Source organism: Hymenobacter aquaticus (assembly GCF_004765605.1).
In the GTDB taxonomy this organism is placed as follows: Bacteria; Bacteroidota; Bacteroidia; order Cytophagales; family Hymenobacteraceae; genus Hymenobacter; species Hymenobacter aquaticus.
On sequence record NZ_SRLC01000001.1, the window covers coordinates 1360053 to 1378725 of the forward strand.

Here is an 18673-nt window from a genome sequence, read left to right on the forward strand (position 1 = left end):
GGGGTGCGGGCGGCAAACGAGCGGGCGGTGTCGTATTTTTGCGGCCCTTTTGGCGTTTCCCACCCCTTTCATCTTGTTGCGTACCGCATGCTTGCTCTGTTCCTGTCCGTCTTGTGCTCGGTCTGTATCGTTTTTATCTTCAAATACTTCGCCCGCTTCGGCGTCGACACCTTCCAGGCCCTGATTGTCAATTACGGCACCTGCGTGGTGGTGGGCTGGCTGGCCTCGGGGCGGCCCAGCCTGGCCCCGCTGCTGGCCGGCGGGCCCTGGCTGGCGGCGGCCGTGGCGTTGGGCGGCCTGTTTATCGGCACGTTCTACCTGGTGGCCCTCACGGCCCAGCGCGTGGGCGTAAGTGCCGCGTCGGTAGCCAATAAGATGTCCCTGATTCTGCCCGTGCTCTTCAATCTGCTGGTGCTGCGCCTCTCCCAGCGGCCCTACACCTTCATCAACTACGCCGGTATGGCCCTGGCTTTGCTGGCTATTCTGCTCACGGCCCTGCCCCGCCGCGCAAGTGCTTCCGCCGAGGGTGCTGCGGCGACGCCCGCGGCCGGCTGGTGGCTGCCCGTGCTGCTGTTCGTGTCCAGCGGCGCCGGCGACTCCCTGCTCAACTTTGCCAGCTCCTCGCTGCTGCCCGACGCGGCCACCCGCACGCTGTTTCCGCTGGTTACCTTCGGCACGGCCGGCATCATTGGCCTGGTTTTGCTGCTGAGCCGCGGCATGCAGCAGCCGTTTGCCGCCAAAAACCTGGTGGCGGGCTTTATCCTGGGGGTTCCCAACTACTTCTCCATCTACTTCCTGATTCTGGCCCTGGGCAACTTCGGCAACGACGGGGCCTTCGTCTACCCCGTGGCCAACGTGGCGACCATTCTGCTGGGCGCGGTGGGAGCCGGGTTCCTGTTCCGCGAGCAGCTCGGGGCCCGGGGCCGGGTGGGCCTGGCCACGGCCGTAGTGGCCCTCATGCTGATTTCCTACCAGGAAATAGTGGCTGCTTTCTAAGCGGCAGGCAGCCACGTGCCGTTACCAACGGGCCCGCCGCGAGAAACCCTCCGGCGGGCCCGTTGGCTATAGAACGTTGTGGACAACAATGCCGCGTCGGCCGGTTTCTTCATCCAAAGCCCACGGATAAACGGTAGTTTGGCAGCCGGGTTTGCCGCGCTCCGGCCAACGCCGAACGGCAGCCGACCCGTATACAGGCGCTGCGCCCTATTTTTCCTCATGACGACTGCCTCCTCTCCTTCGCCCGAACCCACCACCGCTCCGGCTGCCGAACAGGAGCCGTTGGTCGAAGCCCCGCTCACCGGTATTTCCGACCGCGCCGCCACCCAGCAGGCCCGCGAGCAGCAGGTGGGCCAGCGGCCCGGCACGCTCACCATCCGGGAAGGCTCCTTGCCCCCGCGCCTGTTCCTGATTTCGTACAGCGCCCATTTCTTCGCCGAGCAGGAATACCACAGCTACGAGGAGCTGTGGGCCTACTACCAGGCCCACCCCGACCTGAAGCACTGGCTCGACGTGCGCGGCTACAACAACCTGGCCCTGATGCAGCGCCTGATGCAGGATTTCGGGATTCACCCCCTGCACATGGAAGACGTGCTGGGCGACTACCAGCGGGCCAAAGTGGACGTGTTCGACGACAACCGTCTGTTTCTGGTCTCGCGCATGACCGACTTCACCGCCCAGCTGGAAATCGACGACGACCAGCTTTCCCTGGTGACGGGCTCCAACTTCGTGGTTTCCTTTCAGGACGACTACGACGACTGCCTCGACTCGGTGCGCAACCGCCTGCGCTCGGGCTTCACCATGATCCGGCACAAGTCGCCGATCTACCTGGCCTACGCCCTCACCGACGTAGTGCTCGACCACTACTACCCCACCATGGCCGCCATCGGCGACTACATCGAGATTCTGGAAGACCGGATTTTCAACGGGCGGCCCAACCGCCGGCTGCTCAGCCGCATTCTGCAGATGAAGAAGGACATCGTGCGCTTCCGGCGGCTGGTGTACCCCGAGCGGGAAAAGATTGCCGAAATCCTGCGCCTGCCCGAAAACGTGGTGCCCGAGGAAACCAAGGTCTTCTTCAAGGACTGCTACGACCACGCCATTCAGGCCATGGACCTGGCCGAGAGCTACCGCGAATCCATCAGCAGCCTGATGGACCTCTACCTCTCCGACCAAAGCAACCGCATGAACGAGGTCATGAAAGTGCTGACCATCATCAGCAGCATCTTCATTCCCCTGAGCTTCGTGGTGGGCCTCTACGGCATGAATTTCCAGCGCGAAAACCCCGACGGCACCATCAACCACCTCAACATGCCCGAGCTGTACGAACCCTGGGGCTACCCCGCCCTGCTGGGTTTGCTGGCCCTCATCGTGGCCGGCCAACTGATTTATTTCTACCGCAAAGGCTGGCTGACGAACAGATAAGGCCCTTTCCTACTGACACGTAATGGGCGGCCCAACGGGCAGCCGAAAGTTTATTTCGAGCGAGTCGCCCTGCCGAACTCTCACATGCCGGGTGATGACATCTGCGTAACCGATGTTGCGGGCACAAAAGTCGTAGCGGCCGGGAGCTGGCTGCCAATGAAAACTCCCCGTCGTGTCTGCCGAAACAATGTGCCTGCCAATTCGCAGAACACTTATTTTCAATGGCTCCGGCCTGTCAAAGCCGTATATTATCCCATATACCACTGGACCCGCAGCGGGGTCTTTACGCCTCAGCACCCGCACCTGATAGTTGTCGGCTTTTGCCGGGCGCGGGGCCACGGGACTGAACCCAGGCAGCCATTGGCTGAGGCTACCGAGTAGGCTTATTGCAAATAAAGTATAGCTCATCATAGGGTGGTAATACTAGATTCGGACCTGAATTTAGTTCATTTTCAGATCCGTGCGGCGCAGCTCGTTGCCGATGACGCGGTAGAGGTGGTAGGTATTGGTGGCGGCGTCGTATTCCAGGCCCACGGTGGCGGTGCTGCTGTCGAAGGGCTGACCGCCCACCAGGCGGCCCCGGGCGTCGTAGATGTAGGCTTTGTGCGGGCCGGGCTCGGTGAGGACGTAGGCGCTGCGGGCCGCGCCGAAGCTCAGGTACTGCACCGGCTTGGGGCCCGAGGTCAGGAAGCTCTGGCTGAGCACCTGCCGGCCCGTGGGCTCAAACACCGTGAGCCGGCCGCCGTCTTCCCGGGCCACCACGTAGCCGCGCTGGTTCTGGTCGGGCACCAACTGGAAGGTGGAGCTGCGGCTCCAGGTAGCCACCCGGGTGCGGGCCACGATGTCGCCGCTCAGGTTGAAGCTCACCCGCTCGCCGTGCTGGGTCACAACCGTCACGCGGGCCCGGCGCAGCGTAGCGCCGTTTTCCACGAAGCCGGCCGAGTGCAGCCGCGCCCCCACGCTGATGGGGAAGCCCGGGTACACGCTGCCCTGCTCGTCGTAGGCGTAGATGTAGCCGTTTTCGAGCAGCACCACGATGACGTCGCGCCCTCCCACCACTAGGTAGTGGGGCGGGGCGGCCAGGCCAAACTCCATGCGCTTGGGCTGCCAGCCGGGGAAAGCGCGGCCGTTGGTGTCGAACAAAAACAGGTTGCTACCCCCGCCACCCACCAGCAGGCGCGGCGCCGTGCGCCCACTACCCGGCGACACGGTCAGGGACGTGGCCTGCACGCTGTCGGGCAGGTGCAGCGGGAAGTTGGGCGCCGGCCGCCCGCCGTCATCGAGCAGGTGCACCTGGGTGGGCGTGGCAAACAGGTAGCCCGGGGCCGGCCCCGTCGTCAGGCGGCGAATGGGGCTGACCAGCGGCCCGGGCAACGAGTCGGACCAGGTCACCACGTTGTCGGGCGTGACGTAGTGCAGGGCCTGTTGGGCATCCTGCACCAGCACCCCCGGCAGCCGGGCCCCGGACACCGGCACCAGGAAAGGCACGCTGGTGAGCTGGGTTTTGAAGGCCAGGGCCCCGCCCGTGCCGTTGGCGGCCTGGGGCTTGGCCACGGCGGGCCCAATGGCGGGGTGGCGCAGCACCAGCTGGGTGAAATACTGGGCACCAGGCTCCCCTTCGTTGGCGGAAGGCACAAACTGCAGGGCAATCTGGGGAAAGCGCTGCAGCAGGGTTTCGTTGCGCAGCAGCCCGGCCCGCCGGTCTTCCACCAAGGCCCGCAGCAGCACGTTCCAGCTGTTGCGCGTGTCAATCAGCACCCGCATGCGGGCCAGGGGCTGGGTTTCCTGCAGAAAGGCCACCTGCGTGGGCGAGCGGCTCCAGACCTCGCCGGCCGCCACGTCGGTCAGCCAGAGCCGCAGGGCCGCCGCATCCTCGCCAAACACCACGTAGTTGCCGACCTGCGCCACGGCCGGCGCACTGAAGCCCGTAAACAGGGAGCCCAGCAGCCGGGTGGGCAGCTCGGGTACGCCGGTCTGGTACATCTGGTAGGGCCCCACCCGCTCGAAGGCCGGACTCACGCCATTCAGCCGCCGCAGCTGCCCCAGCAGGGTGGCCACCTTCACCGGGGCCGCGCAGTAGGCCAGGGCCAGCTTGGCGGGCCGGATGCGGGCCGAGGGCGTGGCCAGGTAGCACAGAGCCGCTTCCTCGGTCAGCTGGGCGGCCAGGCTGTCGATCAGCGGGGCGGCCTGCTGGCCCAGCGAGTCGGCGGGCAGAGCAGCGGGGCGGGCGGCCCGCAGCACCTGCGCCCGGTCGAGCCCCAGGTGCACCAGGATGGCCGTGCGCAGGGAAAGCACCTCGGCCATGCGCAGGCGCTGGGCCGGCTGCAGGCGCAGGCGCTGGTGCAGGCTGCCCCGGGCCGTTTCGGGGTTGGCAAAGCCGTTGAGCACAACTTTGTTGCCGGCCAGCTTCAGCTCAAACTGCCCGTTGCGGGCCAGGCTGGTGGCGGCCACCACGCCGGGCTGGGCCTCGGCCCGGAAAAACACGTTCAGAAACTGCGGAATGCGCCGGTAGTTGATCAGCAGCGTAGCATCCACGTCCTTGAGTTGCAGGAAGTCGGTGCTCTGGAAATCGGCGGCTACGGACGGCAGCGAGGGGTGCAGCAGGCGCTGCACCACGGCTTCCACCAGCCCAGCGTTGGCACTCACGATAAGGTGGTTGCGGTAGTTGAAAAAGGTGATTCCCTCGCCGGTGGCCCGCTCCCGGATGTCGGTCAGCTGCTCGCCCTGGTAGTCGCGGATGCCGACCTGATAGCGCGGGTCGCGGCCCAGGCCATCGACCAGGGTGCGCACCTGCCGGTATTCGCGCACGCTCCCGATGGGCACCTGAAACAGCACGTCGAAGGTGTGCGGGGCGGTGACGTGCACCGAGGTCAGCACCTTTTTGGTGCCTAGAAACCGCAGCAGCGTGTTGCGCGTGCCCGTGATGCTGTCGACCAGCGTCACGTGCTCTTCCACCTGCTGGAAGTAGCGCACGGCCGTCAGATTGTCCCAGATCTGGGTTTCCTTCAGGTGGCGCACCAGCGTGGCATGGTCGCGGGTGGCGGCCACAAACACGGCGTCGTCGGGCACCAGCGCCCAGGGGTCGACGGGCACGCGGGCCACGGCGCGGCGGTAGTACACATAGGAGCCGAGGGCCGAAACCAGCAGCAGGCCTATCAGAAACACCAGTAGCTTTTGCGACATTACGCGGGTAACGGTGGGAAATGCGGGCGGCAAAAATAGCTATTCGCCGCCCAACTGCGCCGCTTGGGTCCGGGCTGGCCGCACGTGTACCCGCCCGCGGCTGTTTTCCGGGCGCACGGCGGGCACTTGGCGTAGCTGGTTACGCGCCGTGGGCCCGTAGCGTTCCGGTGGCGGGCTCAGCGGAGCCGACCAACTTGCGGGGCGGCAGCAGAAACCGGCGACCAGGCCTTATTCACTTATTCATATATCCGAGCACTTTACGTGCGGCCGGTGTGGGTCTGAATCGTATCTTGGGCAAGATACACGCTTTCCCTGCCATGCTCCGTCGTTGCTGCCTGCTGCTGATTGTCCCCTTGCTGAGCACCGGCTGCTTCCAGATCCGGGAGCCCGAGCCCGCCGACGCGGCCAGCGACTGGCTGGCTCCCACCCAGATTGACATTCTGCTGGCCAATTTCACCACTGCCGTGCAGCGCCTGAACGTACCCAACTACGAGCGGTGCTTCAGCGGCCCAGGCTACCGCTTCGTGCCCGACCCCACGGCCGCCGGCACCACGGCCTCGCTGTTTGCCAACTGGAGCGTGAGCGAGGAGCGCGACTACCTCAACAGCCTGCGCCGCCGCACCCTGCCCACGACCACCAACCAGCTGGTGCTCACCAACCGGCGCGACCAGTTTTTCACCACCGACTCGGCGGAGGTGTCGGCTTTGTACCAATTGCGCGTCACGCAGTCGGACACGGCGTTTCGGGCTACCTTGCTGGAAGGCAGCATCCGGCTGCTGGTGCGCCGGCGCAACAACGAGTGGAAGATTGCCGGCTGGCGCGACCAGCGCACCTCGGCCCGCCTGAGCTGGACGGACTTGAAAAAGTATTTTATTACCCGTTAACTTCCGGAATCGTCGGCGGTTTTCGCTGTGTCCTTCTTCCCCTTCCGGCTCCTGCCATGCTGCCCTTTCTACCTGCCGCCCTTCGCTCCTTGCCGGCCCGCCATTGGGCGGGGTTAGCCGGCGCGGGGCTCCTGGTAGCAGCCGGGGCCTGCAACCCCTTTGCCCCCGGCCTCGACGACGCGCCCACCGACCCCAACCAGCTGCTGGGCAACCCCGTGACGGTGCGGGGCTTTTTTGAGCGGTTCCGGGCCAGCTACCAGCTGCGCGACTCCACGCTCTACGGGCAGCTGCTGGACCGGCGCTTTACCTTCACCTTCCGCGACTTCGCCACCAACGTGGACCGCTCTTGGAACCGCGACGTGGAAGTAAATACCACCTACCGCCTGTTTCGGGCCGCCCGCACCGCCAACCTGCAGTGGACCCAGTACCTGCCCACCTCCGACACGGCTTTTTCGGATACGCTGGCCTACGTGGAGCGCTCCTTCAGCCTCACCATCGAGCAGCGCGACAACCAGACCTTCACCGGGGCCGGCAGCGCCCGCCTGGTGCTGGTGCGCAAAAACCGCAACGACCCGTGGCGCATGCGCAGCTGGTACGACCGGAGCGAGTTCTAGGCGGCCCCGGGGGTACCCGCCCGCGTATCCCGCTACCCGGCCCGGCCGACAATAGCTATTCTGGCATTTTAACCAGTTATTTGCCAGTATGCGTAGCACTCGTGCCCTTCTGATTTGGCTTATTATTAGCGTTTCTGCAGCTGAAGCTTTTGCCCAGTCTTCGATTCGTAAAATCGAGAAAAGCGGCCTGCAAAAGTTAGAACAGAAGGACTACGCCGGGGCCCAGGCTGATTTCGAGAAAGTAGTCCAGGCACAGCCGACCAATGCCGAAGCCATTATTCACCGGGGCGAATGCAAGGTAGAGCAGCAGGATTATACCGGCGCCGAAGCAGACTACACCCGCGCCCTGGCCTTACAACCTCAGTCGGTGGCGGCTCTGGCTTATCGGGGCTCGGCCCGGCGCCTGTTAGAGCACTATGAGGCAGCTCTCACCGATTTTGATGCCGCTCTGGCCCTCGCGCCTACGCATCCGGTTATTTTCTGCAACCGTGGTTCTACCAAATTTGCGCTGGGCGATACCCTGGGTGCCCTGCGCGACTTCGACCGGGCGCTGGAACTGGACCCCGCCAATATGGAGGCCCGCTTCAACCGCGGAGTGGTGAGGCTCAATGCCGAGCAGTACGCTGGCGTAGTTGAGGATATGACCTATTACCTGAAGGTCTACCCGGCTACTGCCGATGCGTATGTGGGCCGCAGTTCGGCCGAGTTTGGCCTTAAGCAGTATGCCAAGGCTCTGGCCGATATCAACACGGCGCTGCAACTGCTGCCCAACCAAGCCGAAAATCACCTCTGGAAAGGCTTTATTGAAGAAACCCTGGGCCATCAGCAAGCCGCCGACCTCGCCTATCAGCAAGCCCTGACCCTGTATGGCGACACCGGACGTTTTTATCAGGTTCGGGGTGACTGGCACGACGAAAACCACAACCGCGCCGGCGCCTGCCGCGACTGGAGCCAAGCCGCTGCCGCCGGCAGCCGCGAAGCCCAGGCAACTCTGGCGGCCAAGTGCCACTAGGCTAGCCTTCCATACTCACTCCTCTAAGCTCCTATTTCCTACCTGTTTTCCATCTGCTTCCGCATGAGCGACCCGCAACCCCAAGGCCACTTTCAGCGCGCCATTACCCTTTTCGACGCCGTCATGATCGTGACCGGCAGCATGATTGGCTCCGGTATCTTCATCGTCTCGGCCGATATCTCCCGGCAGGTCGGCTCCAGCGGCTGGCTGCTGGTGGTCTGGCTGCTCACGGGCGTTATCACCCTGGCCGGGGCCGTGAGCTACGGCGAGCTGGCCTCCATGTTTCCCAAAGTCGGCGGCCAGTACGTGTACCTGCGCGAGGCCTACAACAAGCTGGTGGCCTTTCTGTACGGCTGGACGCTGTTCCTGGTCATCCAGACCGGGGTAATTGCGGCCGTGGGCGTGGCCTTCGCCAAGTTTACCGGCGTGCTGGTGCCCTGGTTTAGCGTCAAGAACATCCTGTTCAAAACCGGGCCGCTGGTGGGCGACTACGCCTTCGAGTTCAGTAGCGTGCAGCTGCTGGCCATCCTGCTGATCATCGGCATTACGGCCATTAACGCCCGGGGCGTGCGGGCCGGCAAGCTGATTCAGAACGTGCTCAGCAGCACCAAGCTCGTGGCCCTGGCCCTGCTCATTCTCGGCGGCCTGGCCCTGGGCCTGAACGCGGAAGCCGTGCAGGCCAACTTCCACGACATGTGGACCGCGGTGCGCTACCCGGCTCCCGGCGTGTCGGCGGCCCCGCTCCCGCTGGGCGTGAGCGGCCTGGTCGTCGCCATCGGCATGGCCATGACCGGTTCCCTGTTCTCCTCCGACTCCTGGAACAACATCGGCTTCGCGGGCGAGGAAATCGTGAACCCCGAGCGGACGCTGGTGCGCAGCATGGCCATCGGCACGGCCATCGTGACGGCGCTCTACATTCTGGTCAACGTGGTGTACCTGCTGGCTTTGCCGCTGGTCGGCTCGCCGGAGGCAACTACCCTGGCCGGGCGCGGCATTCAGTACGCCACCGACGACCGGGTGGCCACCGCCGTGGCCGAGCACGTGCTCGGGCCGGCCGGGGCCGTGGTCATGGCCGTGCTCATCATGCTCAGCACCTTTGGCGCCAACAACGGCATCATCCTCTCCGGAGCCCGGGCCTACTACGCCATGGCCAAGGACGGGGTGTTCTTTTCGGGCCTGGCCCGGCTGAACGCGGCCGGCGTACCCAACCGCGCGCTGTGGGCCCAGTGCCTGTGGGCCTGCCTGCTCTGCCTCAGCGGCTCGTACGGGCAGCTGCTCAACTACGTGATGTTCTCCGTTATCCTGTTCTACGTCGTGACCATCGTCGGCATTTTCGTGCTGCGCCGCACCCGGCCCGAGGCCCCGCGCCCCTACCGCGCCTGGGGCTACCCCGTGCTGCCCATCATCTACGTGGTGCTGGCCTCGGTTTTCTGCGTTATTCTGCTGGTGGCCGACGACACGGCCCTGTTCTCGCGCCGCGGCCTGATGCTGGTGGCCCTGGGCATTCCGGTGTACTTCCTTTTCGGCAAGCGCTTCGCCAATAACCCGACTGAATAGCCGCTGGCTGAGTGAAACAAAAAAAGGCCGCCCGATACCGGGCGGCCTTTGTGTTTCTGTAGCAAGTGAGTATTACCGGCGGCGGCGGCGGCCGCCTTCGGCCGGGGTCAGCGTCACATTCACCGGCTGCCCGCCTTTGGCGCGCAGCTCCTGGTCCTGGTAGCCGCCGTAGCCGTACACCAGCGTGTTGTCGCCGGCGGGCACTTCCAGGGTGTAGTTGCCATTGGCATCGGTGCCGGTACCCTTGCGCGAGCCTTTTACCAGTACCGTCGCCCCCGCCAGGGGCCGGCCGTTTTCGTCCAGAATGCGGCCCGAGAGCGTAACCGACGCGGGTTCGGCAGCAACCGGCGCCGGGGCGGCAGCGACTTCCGGCTCGGGAGCAGCTTCAGCGGGGGCCATCATAGCGGGCTGCACGGGCTGCGCGGCCGCTACGGCCGGGGCGGCCACGGGCTGGGCCACTGGTTTTTTAGCCGTCGTCAGGGCGGCTACGGTGGCTTCGGCGGGCATTGTTTCGGGCTTTTCTTCCACGGGTCGGGTACCCGTCACGGTAGCGTCGCCGAGCACGATGGAGGGCATTACGCTGGAAATGGCCGACTTCGCCGTTTTGACCGGAACGAAAGCGTAGCCCAGGCCGGCAAATAGGACAATAGCCCCAACAATGATTGCCAGCCGGCCATTACCCGACGAGAGTTCGTCCTCTTCGCTGGCCAGCAGCGCGGTTTCGTCGTTTTCTGGTTCCGTAACGGGAGTAGAGTTGCTCATAGATGAGGGAAATTGGTGGGTTAAAAAGAGGTTCGGGGAAGCCGCAGAAAAGCAGCCGGTCCGCTTCAGAATGAAGCTTTTTCCTGGCGGCTTTAATTAGGGTTTCTAAAGATATAGAAATAGTCATACAAGTACCCAACATTTCTGCAACCCTACCGCGCATTTTCTCGTAGCTGGGGTCCCGCGCTGAGGGTTAACCCGTTGCGGGCTCCGAGGTTCCGTCGGCCGGCGCCAACCGAGCCGGCGCGCCACAAAAAAGCCCCGCCCAAAACGGGGCGGGGCTTTTGCTTGACGGCAGGGCCGGTTAGTCGCGGGGCGTGCGGGGCGGGCCGCTGGGCTCTTTCTCGCCAAACTTCTGCTCCCGGGTCCGGATGTCCATGTCCTTCTCGTAGCTGCCCTCGTTTTCGAAGCCGGGGCCCTGGGCCTGCTCGCCGGCGCCGTGGTGGTCGTTGGCGCCGTGCGGCGTCAGGTCGTCGCCGCCGATGTGCAGGTTTTCGAGCTGGTCTTTCTGGTTGCTGCGCTGGGTGTAGCCGTTGGCGCCCATGTTGCGGTGGGCCGACGGGTCGTCGGACGCCTTGCCGTTGCTTTCACCTTCCTTGTACTCGCGCTCCTTTTCCAGGCCCTCGTTTTTGCTGAGGCCGGCGGCGGCGGTGATGTCTTCGTTTTCGTTATCGGTAGCCATGATGCGGGGGCTTAGGTTGAAATTCGGGGTGGGATTTGTATCTGCTTACGCACCAGCGCGGCGGAGGTTGGCTAGGCCGTTGAAGCTGCCAAAAGCCCCGGCCCGGCCGACCGGCAGCCGAAGTGTGGCGCCGGGCATCTACATTTGCTTTCCGGCCTCTTCTTTTCATTTTCTGCTGCTCTCCTCCGTATGCGTCTTCTCATTATCGGCAACGGCATTACCGGCGTCACGGCGGCCCTGACCGTGCGCCGCCTGCGGCCCGAGGCCCAGATTACGCTGGTTTCCGAGGAAAGTGAGCATCACTACTCCCGCACGGCCCTGATGTACGTGTACATGGGCCACCTGCGCTACCCCGACATCAAGCCCTACGAAGACTGGTTCTGGCGCGAAAACCGCCTGACGCTGGTGCACGCCACGGCTACCACCCTCGACACGGACCGCCGGCAGGTAGCCCTCAGCAACGGGCAGACGCTGGGCTACGACACGCTGCTGCTGGCTACCGGCTCGGTGAGCCGCACTGCCGAGTGGCCGGGCCGTCACCTGCTGGGCGTGCAAAGCCTCTACGGCTTGCCCGACCTGGCGCTGATGGAGCAGCACACGCGCGGCATCGGGCAGGCCGTGGTGGTGGGCGGCGGCCTGATTGGGGTGGAGTTGGCCGAAATGCTGCACTCCCGGGGCATTGCGGCCACCGTGCTGGTGCGCGACGCCCACTACTGGGGCTCGGTGCTGCCGCCCGCCGAAGCCCGCCTGGTTGATCAGCAGCTGGAGGAGCACCACATAGCCGTGCGCTACCAGACCGAGCTGGCCGAAATCCTGGGGGATGCCGCGGGCCGGGTGCGGGCCGTGCGCACCACCGCCGGCGAGGAAATTGCCTGCCAGTGGGTGGGCCTGGCCACGGGCGTCGCGCCCAACCTGCGCCTGGCGCAAACCTCGGCCGTGGAAACCGACCGGGGCATTCTGATCGATGCGCTGCTGCAAACCAGCGTGCCCCACGTGTACGCGGCCGGCGACTGCGCCCAGCACCGGGAGCCGGGCCGGGGCGAAGTTTCCATTGAGCAGTTCTGGTACACGGGCCGCATGCAGGGCGAAACCGTGGCCCACACGATCTGCGGCGTGCCCACGCCCTACCGGCGCGGCGTGTGGTTCAACTCGGCCAAGTTTTTCAACCTCGAGTACCAGACCTACGGCCGCGTGCCCGCCGCGCCCGAAGCCGGCACCGACTCGTTTTACTGGGAGCACCCCAGCGGCCGGCACGCCTTGCGCATCAACTTTGGCAGCGCCCCGGGCTTTGCCGTGACGGGCTTTAACGCCCTGGGGCTGCGCCTGCGCCAGGCCACCTGCGAAGCCTGGATTACGGCCCAAACGCCCATCCGCACCGTCATGGCCGAGCTGGGCGCGGCCAACTTCGACCCCGAGTTTTTCCGCCAGCACGAGCCCGAGATGGTGCGGCAGTTCAACCAGCAGTTTCCGCAGCACGCCACGGCTCTGCGCCGGCGCAAAGGCCTATTTTCGCGCTGAGTGGTTTATTCGGCGGGCCGGGCGCAGGATTTTTCCCGGACCCACTGAATTATTCCGGCGGCCGGCCGCTTTTCCCTTTTTCCGCACGTTGCTTTCTTCTCATGGATTTCTCTAAGCTCTACCGCCCCAGCGCCCTGAACAGCTACCAGTTTATTGCCGTCACGGGCCTGCTAATGAGCGGCGCGGCCCACCTGATTCTGCATTATTTCGTGCACCGCATGCCCGAGGGCTTTAGCTGGCTGTACCTGTGCTGGGCGGCTCTCTACGTGGTGGGCTCCCTGCTCAACCTGTTTGGCAAGCCCAACAGCGGGCATCATCACCATTAGGCCGGATTAATTATAGGGGCACTGCTAGGGGCTCCCGGGCAGAAACCCTATATTTCTGCTTTGCTTCTGCTTTCTGCCCTGCCTGCCCCACTCTCCGCTGTTCTCTCATGTCTTCCTCTTTTGCTGCCGGGCCTAGTCTGGCGCTGGCGCAGCCGCCCCTAGCCGATCCGTCGGCCGCTGAAAAAGGCTCGCTGGCCGCCGTGGGCCTGGGGCTCCTGGCCGTGCTGGTCGCCGCCTTCGACGCCGACGCCGCCCGGGCCCGCCTGAGCCTCTACGCGGCCCTGGCCCTGCTCAGCGGTGGCACGCTGGCCTGGAGCTGGCTGAAATTTGGCCGCCGCCCCGCCGGCGTGCAGCACCACAACCTCTGGCGGCGCGGCAGCACCAGCCGCGGGGCCGTGGCCTGGGTAACGGCCGTGGTGCTGACGGGCTTTTACGTGCTGCTCTACTGGTTTAGCGCCCCCAACGACCAGGGCAACTTCGGCCTGCTCAATGGCCTGGTGCATGCCCTGGACCCGTTCAGCCAGGCCCTGCGTGCCCACCCGGCCGACCAATGGTTTCTGTACGGCACCTTCTACACGCTGGCCATTCTGCTGATGGGCGGCCGGGCGCTGTGGAAATACCGCCACTCGCGCTACCAGCTGATCCGGACCGGCTCGGTGATGTTCTTTCAGCTGGGCTTTGCCTTTCTGCTGCCCGGCATCCTGCAGTTTTTTCAGCAGCCCGAGTTCTATTTCACCTACTTCTGGCCCCTGAAGTACGATTACCTGCTGCCGGGCACGGTCGACTACCTGGTGCAGAACGGGCAGGCGCTGGGCGTCTTTATGGTATTTTGGGGCGCGGTAATGGCCCTGGTGGCCACGCCGGTGCTCACCTACTTTTACGGCAAGCGCTGGTACTGCTCCTGGGTGTGCGGCTGCGGGGGCCTGGCCGAAACCGCCGGTGACCCCTACCGCCAGCTTTCCGACAAAAGTCGCGCGGCCTGGCGCTGGGAAGTGCGCCTGATCTACCCGATTCTGGGCCTGATACTCCTCGTGACGGTGGCTATGTGGCTGAATTACGTGCTGCACGGGGCTATTCTGGGCAGCGTGGCCGACGGGCTCTACCGGTTCTACGGCTTCGTGATTGGGGCCGTGTTTTCGGGCGTGGTCGGGGTGGGCTTCTACCCCCTGATGGGTAGCCGGGTGTGGTGCCGCTTCGGCTGCCCGATGGCGGCGTACCTGGGCCTGCTGCAAAAGCATTTTTCCCGCTTCCGCATCAGCACCAACGGCGGGCAGTGCATTAGCTGCGGCAACTGCTCGAACGTGTGCGAGATGGGCATCGACGTGAAGCAGTACGCCCAGCGCGGCGAGCCGATCATCCGGGCGTCGTGCGTGGGCTGTGGCCTGTGCAGCACGGCCTGCCCGCGCGGGGTGCTCAACCTGGAAAACGGCCCGCGCGAAGGGCGCTACCAGGGTTCTTCCTTTATTCACGCAGACAGCCTGCGGATCTTATCTTAGCCGTTATGCGCCTCTCGGGTTGTGGTCGGTTGATTGCTTTACTAGTCGTAAGCGGGCTTTCGGCCTGCCAGACTGCTTTTATTCGCTATGAGTTTCCCGGGCGCGGCAGCGTGCCCACCAGCGCGCGGCCGGGCACCCGCAGCGCCCAGACCGGCGTGCCGATCCGCTACTGGCACGCGGAGGCGGAGCGGGTGGCCGCGGTGCGGGAAGACGCCCAACCCCTGGCCCTGGTGACGCCGGCCATCCGGCCCAGTGCACCCTACCAGGGCTTCTCCGACGCCCGCGTGGTGGGCCTGCGCTTTGCCGCCGACACGGCTACCGTGGCCTTGGCCCGACTGCGGGCCTTGCCCCTGCCCAGCCCCAAGATTCAGCAGGCGGAAGACGAAGGCGTGGTGCCGCCCGGCGTGGTTTGGGTCGGGGACCGGTTCCAGATGGACGAGGTGGAAGTGCCCAACGTGGAGTGGCAGACGTTTCTGCGCTGCCTGGAAAAAACCAAGCCGGCCGCCGAAATCAGCCTCTACCTCCCCGATTCGACGGTGCAGCCGGTGCGGGGCTACTTCACCAACCCGTTTTACCGCCTCTACCCGGTGGTGGGCATCAGCTACGAGCAGGTGCTGGAGTACTGCCGCTGGCGCAGCCGCAGCGTGACGCGCCAGCTGAACGAAGCCCGCGGCATCGGCAGCCCCCGCGACCCGAACTACGTGCGCGTCACGTACCGGCTGCCCACCGAGGCCGAATGGGAGTTTGCGGCCCATTACGGCACCAAGCTGCCCTATGCCTACGAGGTAGCCGTGGCGGAAATAAAGGTAAATCCCAAGGCCGCCGACTACCTGCGCCAACGCTCGGGCAGCAGCAACACCACGGCCCAGATTCGGCGCGACATTCAGGCTTTCAACCGCCAACGCTCGGAGCTGGTGATGTTTAACTGCCGCCGGGAAGCGCCGTACTTCCTGGCCGCCTCCACCCCGAGCTACGTGTACGACCTGCCCGTGAATGGGCTGGGCCTCTACCACATGACCGGCAACGTGGCCGAGCTGGTGCAGGAACAGGGCATCACGAAAGGCGGCAGCTACCAGGACCGGCTGACGGAGTGCGCCATCCGGGAGTGCGGCACCTACCAGGGCCCGGCCGCCCACATCGGCTTCCGGGCCGTCTGCGACATTGAGTTTCCGAACCAAGCCCCGCTGGCTACCTCGCGCAAGCCGTAGTAAGCCGGCCGCCTTGCGCCACCAGCTTACTTAATAAACGCCAGCAGCGCCTCCCGAAACCGGGCAAAAGCCTCCAGGTGCGGAATGTGGCCGACGTTATCTAGGGCCACGAGCTTGGCGCCCTTGATCTGGGCGGCGGTGCGGCGGCCCAGCGCCGGATACTGGCCCAGCGAGGCCAGCACTTTGGGGTCTTTTACCAGGCCCTTGCCCACCACCGTGCGGTCGGCCTGCCCGATGATGAGCAGCGTGGGCACCAGCACCCGGCCGAACTCGTAGCTGACCGGCTGCTGGTAGATCATGTCGAAGGTCAGGGCGTTGGCGCGGGCCACGCGGGCAAAGTCCGGGCTTTTGGTTTGGGCCGCCAGGGGCAGCAGCCACTCGTCGTGGGCTTTGGGGTAGCCGCCAGGGTAGTAGGTAGCGTGGTACTTGCGGATGCTTGCCTCGGTGCTGTTGCGCTCCGTGGCCTCGGCCTGGTCAATGGGCTGGAAGGGCACGCCCACGCGGTAGTCTTCCAGGCCAATGGGGTTTTCGAGCACCAGCTTGTCCGTCGTTTCGGGGTAAAGCAGGGCAAAGCGGGTGGCCAGCATGCCGCCCATGCTGTGGCCCACCACCACCGCCTTTTTCACGCCCAGCGTGTCGAGCAGGCGCTTGGTGTTGCGGGCCAGCTGGTGAAACGAATAATGCAGATCGGGCTTATCGGATTTACCGAAGCCGATTTGGTCGGGTACTACCACGCGGAACCCGGCCCCGGTCAGCGCCTTGATGGTTTCGCGCCAGTACGCGCCGAAGAAGTTTTTGCCGTGGAGCAGCACCACCGTGCGCCCGTTGGCCGGGGCCGCGGCGGGCACGTCCATGTAGGCCATGCGCAGGGCCTGGCCTTCGAGCCGCAGGGGCAGGTACTTGACGGCAAACGGGTACTCGTAGCCGTCGAGCGTGGCGTTGAGCACGGGCATTTGGGCACGGCCGGAATACGCCAGCAGCACCGCCAGCAGCAAGCAAGAGAAGAAGCGAAACATGGGCAAGCAGGTAAGTACGTTTCCTGCGTTACGCAAAACCGGGTAGCCCGGCTGCGCTACAGCTCTTCCGCCTTGCTGGCCGCCCCGCGCTGCTTGAGCAGCAGCTCAATCGTGCGCGTGTCCTCGTTGCTCCACACCACGTTGGCCACGCTGTCCACGTCCAGCACGCTGTGGCCGTCGGCTTCGGCAAACTGGGTGTATACTTCCAGCAGCAGCTCGTCCTCGGTCAGGCGGGCCACGAAGCCGTAGAAGCTGGTTTCGGAGTGGGTTTCCACCTGAATCAGCTGGTGTACTTCGTGGGCGTGTTGCAGCAGGGCCACCATACTCAGGTTCTCGTCGGTCATACCGTCGGGGGTAGCGGGCAGGCCGTACACCACTTCCGGGTTGTGCTCCTTGAACTCAATCAGGCGCACGTACCGGTCGTCGAAATGCACCTGGGATACGGCGTGCATCTGGATGGTTTGCACGCCCGTGGGCAGGCCCTGGCGCGTGATGGTGCGCAACAGCAGCAGCTCGGCATTGTGGCTGAGCACGTACCCCAGAAACATTGGCCCCCCGGTCTGGACGGCCACTACGCGCCGGCCGCGCTGCGCGCGCAGCAGCATATCCGTTAACAAAGCTCCCATACGATTAATCTCTATTTATCTAACCCCTGCAGTACTTCCTTGGCCGTGCTGACGTGGTCGGTGGCGCGGTTCAGGGAGTCGAAGATATATTGAATAACCCCGTTTTTATCAATAACGAAAGTCACGCGGCCGGGCAGCACGCCCAGCAGGGCGCGGGGCACCTGGTAGAGGCGGCGCACCCGCGCGCCCACGTCGGCCAAGAGCGGAAACGGCAGCCGGTGCTTCTGCGTGAACCGCTGGTGCGAGCGTTCCGTGTCGGAGCTGATGCCCAGCACTTCGGCCCCGAGGTCCAGGAAGTCCGCGTACTGGTCGCGGAAAGAGCAGGCCTGAGCCGTGCAGCCCGGCGTGTCATCCTTGGGGTAAAAATACAGCACGATGCTGCGCTTGCCCTGCTGCTCGGAAAGGCGAAACGTGGTGCCGGTCGTGGTTTTAAGCGTGAAATCGGGGGCTGGGTCGCCAACGTGAAGCATAATTGAATGAGTGAGGTCGGATACGAAAACGAGCCGGAACCGCGCCGGGCGCGTACCGAAGCTGGACCGTTAAACGGATAACCCTGCCAATGGTGCATCTTTGCGGACTCATTTACCGCTGCTGCCCGCCTCCGGGGCAGTTTCCTTTTGCCTCCATGCCCGATTTGCCCGCCGTCCCGCGTATTCACGTCATCATCCCGGCCTACAACGAAGAACAGTCCATTGGCCTGGTGCTGGCCGAAATTCCGGCGGGCCTGGTGAGCGAGGTTATCGTGGTCGATAACAACTCGCGCGACAACACCGGGGCCGTGGCCCGGGCGGGCGGGGCCACGGTGCTGCGCGAAAACCGGCCCGGCTACGGCCACGCCTGCCTCTGCGGCATGGCCTACAGCTACGGCCGCCCCCTGGCCGAGCAGCCCGACATCATCGTCTTTCTCGACGGCGACCATTCCGACTACCCCGCCGACCTGCCGGCCGTGCTGGCTCCCCTGCTGCGCGGCCAGGCCGATATGGTCATTGGCTCCCGCGCGTTGGGCGAGCGGGAAAGCGGCTCGATGCTGCCCCAGCAGATTTTCGGCAACTGGCTGGCTACTACCCTGCTGCGCTGGCTCTACCGGGTGCGCTACACCGACCTGGGCCCTTTCCGGGCTATCCGGGCCGAGGCGCTGCGCAATCTGGGCATGCGGGATACCACGTATGGCTGGACGGTGGAAATGCAGCTCAAGGCCGCCAAGCAGCGCCTGCGCACCCAGGAAGTGCCCGTGCGCTACCGCCGCCGCATCGGCGTCTCGAAGGTGTCGGGCACGGTGAAGGGTACGCTCGGGGCCGGCTACAAGATTTTGTGGACGATTTTCAAGTATTGGTAGCCTATTCCGGCCTGGCTGTGTTCTTATTTCTG

Annotated in this window: 17 protein-coding genes; 11 read left to right on the forward strand and 6 right to left on the reverse strand. The window is 64.8% G+C overall.

From position 1 onward, the window contains the following. Window positions 1-87: 87 nt before the first annotated feature. Both E5K00_RS05555 and corA read left to right on the forward strand, forming a co-directional pair. Window positions 88-996 carry a hypothetical protein gene (locus tag E5K00_RS05555; RefSeq protein WP_135462261.1) on the forward strand — a complete coding sequence of 303 codons (909 nt, stop codon included), beginning with the start codon at window positions 88-90 and terminating at the stop codon, window positions 994-996. Between the two features lie 219 nt (window positions 997-1215). Continuing rightward, a complete protein-coding gene (corA, locus tag E5K00_RS05560) occupies window positions 1216-2421 on the forward strand; it encodes a magnesium/cobalt transporter CorA (RefSeq protein WP_135462262.1) in 1206 nt (401 codons plus the stop codon). A gap of 441 nt (window positions 2422-2862) precedes the next feature. Here corA and E5K00_RS05565 read toward each other — a convergent pair whose 3' ends face one another. Beyond that, window positions 2863-5604, reverse strand: coding sequence for a hypothetical protein (locus tag E5K00_RS05565; RefSeq protein WP_135462263.1), 2742 nt, complete (start codon window positions 5602-5604; stop codon window positions 2863-2865). Between the two features lie 317 nt (window positions 5605-5921). On the opposite strand from E5K00_RS05565, the gene E5K00_RS05570 reads away from it, so the two are divergent. From E5K00_RS05570 to E5K00_RS05585, 4 genes are all read left to right on the forward strand, one after another. Further along, window positions 5922-6488, forward strand: a complete 567-nt coding sequence (locus E5K00_RS05570; protein WP_135462264.1) for a hypothetical protein — start codon at window positions 5922-5924, stop codon at window positions 6486-6488. A 56-nt stretch (window positions 6489-6544) separates the two neighbouring features. Continuing rightward, window positions 6545-7102 (forward strand): hypothetical protein, encoded by a 558-nt coding sequence (locus tag E5K00_RS05575; protein WP_135462265.1) that lies wholly within the window; start codon window positions 6545-6547, stop codon window positions 7100-7102. An 88-nt stretch (window positions 7103-7190) separates the two neighbouring features. Continuing rightward, window positions 7191-8114, forward strand: coding sequence for a tetratricopeptide repeat protein (locus E5K00_RS05580; protein ID WP_135462266.1), 924 nt, complete (start codon window positions 7191-7193; stop codon window positions 8112-8114). A gap of 63 nt (window positions 8115-8177) precedes the next feature. Then, window positions 8178-9671, forward strand: a complete 1494-nt coding sequence (locus E5K00_RS05585) for an APC family permease (RefSeq protein ID WP_135462267.1) — start codon at window positions 8178-8180, stop codon at window positions 9669-9671. A gap of 72 nt (window positions 9672-9743) precedes the next feature. Here E5K00_RS05585 and E5K00_RS05590 read toward each other — a convergent pair whose 3' ends face one another. Beyond that, complete coding sequence (locus E5K00_RS05590) at window positions 9744-10433, reverse strand: carboxypeptidase-like regulatory domain-containing protein (RefSeq protein WP_135462268.1); 690 nt, start codon at window positions 10431-10433, stop codon at window positions 9744-9746. Window positions 10434-10737: 304 nt separating this feature from the next. After that, entirely contained in the window at window positions 10738-11115 is a 378-nt protein-coding gene (locus tag E5K00_RS05595; RefSeq protein WP_245328214.1) for a hypothetical protein, read from the reverse strand. Window positions 11116-11304: 189 nt separating this feature from the next. Here E5K00_RS05595 and E5K00_RS05600 point away from each other — a divergent pair, with 189 nt between their 5' ends. From E5K00_RS05600 to E5K00_RS05615, 4 genes are all read left to right on the forward strand, one after another. Next, window positions 11305-12633, forward strand: a complete 1329-nt coding sequence (locus E5K00_RS05600; RefSeq protein WP_135462269.1) for an NAD(P)/FAD-dependent oxidoreductase — start codon at window positions 11305-11307, stop codon at window positions 12631-12633. A 101-nt stretch (window positions 12634-12734) separates the two neighbouring features. After that, window positions 12735-12959, forward strand: coding sequence for a hypothetical protein (locus tag E5K00_RS05605; RefSeq protein ID WP_135462270.1), 225 nt, complete (start codon window positions 12735-12737; stop codon window positions 12957-12959). Between the two features lie 107 nt (window positions 12960-13066). Next, window positions 13067-14455, forward strand: a complete 1389-nt coding sequence (locus E5K00_RS05610; RefSeq protein WP_135462271.1) for a 4Fe-4S binding protein — start codon at window positions 13067-13069, stop codon at window positions 14453-14455. A 110-nt stretch (window positions 14456-14565) separates the two neighbouring features. Continuing rightward, window positions 14566-15663, forward strand: coding sequence for a formylglycine-generating enzyme family protein (locus E5K00_RS05615; protein WP_135462272.1), 1098 nt, complete (start codon window positions 14566-14568; stop codon window positions 15661-15663). 26 nt (window positions 15664-15689) lie between these two features. Here E5K00_RS05615 and E5K00_RS05620 read toward each other — a convergent pair whose 3' ends face one another. Genes E5K00_RS05620 through E5K00_RS05630 form a run of 3 tightly spaced genes read right to left on the reverse strand, consistent with a single transcriptional unit; the run spans window position 15690 to window position 17775 of the window. Further along, window positions 15690-16679, reverse strand: a complete 990-nt coding sequence (locus E5K00_RS05620) for an alpha/beta fold hydrolase (protein ID WP_135462273.1) — start codon at window positions 16677-16679, stop codon at window positions 15690-15692. A gap of 56 nt (window positions 16680-16735) precedes the next feature. Continuing rightward, complete coding sequence (locus E5K00_RS05625) at window positions 16736-17305, reverse strand: hypothetical protein (RefSeq protein ID WP_135462274.1); 570 nt, start codon at window positions 17303-17305, stop codon at window positions 16736-16738. A gap of 11 nt (window positions 17306-17316) precedes the next feature. Further along, window positions 17317-17775 (reverse strand): peroxiredoxin, encoded by a 459-nt coding sequence (locus tag E5K00_RS05630; RefSeq protein WP_210114278.1) that lies wholly within the window; start codon window positions 17773-17775, stop codon window positions 17317-17319. 155 nt (window positions 17776-17930) lie between these two features. Between E5K00_RS05630 and E5K00_RS05635 the strand changes: the two genes are divergently transcribed. After that, window positions 17931-18641 (forward strand): glycosyltransferase family 2 protein, encoded by a 711-nt coding sequence (locus tag E5K00_RS05635; protein WP_135462276.1) that lies wholly within the window; start codon window positions 17931-17933, stop codon window positions 18639-18641. Window positions 18642-18673 lie beyond the last annotated feature (32 nt).

Coding starts and splice junctions, on each gene's coding strand:
- E5K00_RS05555 (WP_135462261.1), top strand. CDS start 88: ATGCTTGCTCTGTTCCTGTCCGTCTTGTGCTCGGTCTGTATCGTTTTT.
- corA (WP_135462262.1), top strand. CDS start 1,216: ATGACGACTGCCTCCTCTCCTTCGCCCGAACCCACCACCGCTCCGGCT.
- E5K00_RS05565 (WP_135462263.1), bottom strand. CDS start 5,604: ATGTCGCAAAAGCTACTGGTGTTTCTGATAGGCCTGCTGCTGGTTTCG.
- E5K00_RS05570 (WP_135462264.1), top strand. CDS start 5,922: ATGCTCCGTCGTTGCTGCCTGCTGCTGATTGTCCCCTTGCTGAGCACC.
- E5K00_RS05575 (WP_135462265.1), top strand. CDS start 6,545: ATGCTGCCCTTTCTACCTGCCGCCCTTCGCTCCTTGCCGGCCCGCCAT.
- E5K00_RS05580 (WP_135462266.1), top strand. CDS start 7,191: ATGCGTAGCACTCGTGCCCTTCTGATTTGGCTTATTATTAGCGTTTCT.
- E5K00_RS05585 (WP_135462267.1), top strand. CDS start 8,178: ATGAGCGACCCGCAACCCCAAGGCCACTTTCAGCGCGCCATTACCCTT.
- E5K00_RS05590 (WP_135462268.1), bottom strand. CDS start 10,433: ATGAGCAACTCTACTCCCGTTACGGAACCAGAAAACGACGAAACCGCG.
- E5K00_RS05595 (WP_245328214.1), bottom strand. CDS start 11,115: ATGGCTACCGATAACGAAAACGAAGACATCACCGCCGCCGCCGGCCTC.
- E5K00_RS05600 (WP_135462269.1), top strand. CDS start 11,305: ATGCGTCTTCTCATTATCGGCAACGGCATTACCGGCGTCACGGCGGCC.
- E5K00_RS05605 (WP_135462270.1), top strand. CDS start 12,735: ATGGATTTCTCTAAGCTCTACCGCCCCAGCGCCCTGAACAGCTACCAG.
- E5K00_RS05610 (WP_135462271.1), top strand. CDS start 13,067: ATGTCTTCCTCTTTTGCTGCCGGGCCTAGTCTGGCGCTGGCGCAGCCG.
- E5K00_RS05620 (WP_135462273.1), bottom strand. CDS start 16,679: ATGTTTCGCTTCTTCTCTTGCTTGCTGCTGGCGGTGCTGCTGGCGTAT.
- E5K00_RS05625 (WP_135462274.1), bottom strand. CDS start 17,305: ATGGGAGCTTTGTTAACGGATATGCTGCTGCGCGCGCAGCGCGGCCGG.
- E5K00_RS05630 (WP_210114278.1), bottom strand. CDS start 17,775: ATGCTTCACGTTGGCGACCCAGCCCCCGATTTCACGCTTAAAACCACG.
- E5K00_RS05635 (WP_135462276.1), top strand. CDS start 17,931: ATGCCCGATTTGCCCGCCGTCCCGCGTATTCACGTCATCATCCCGGCC.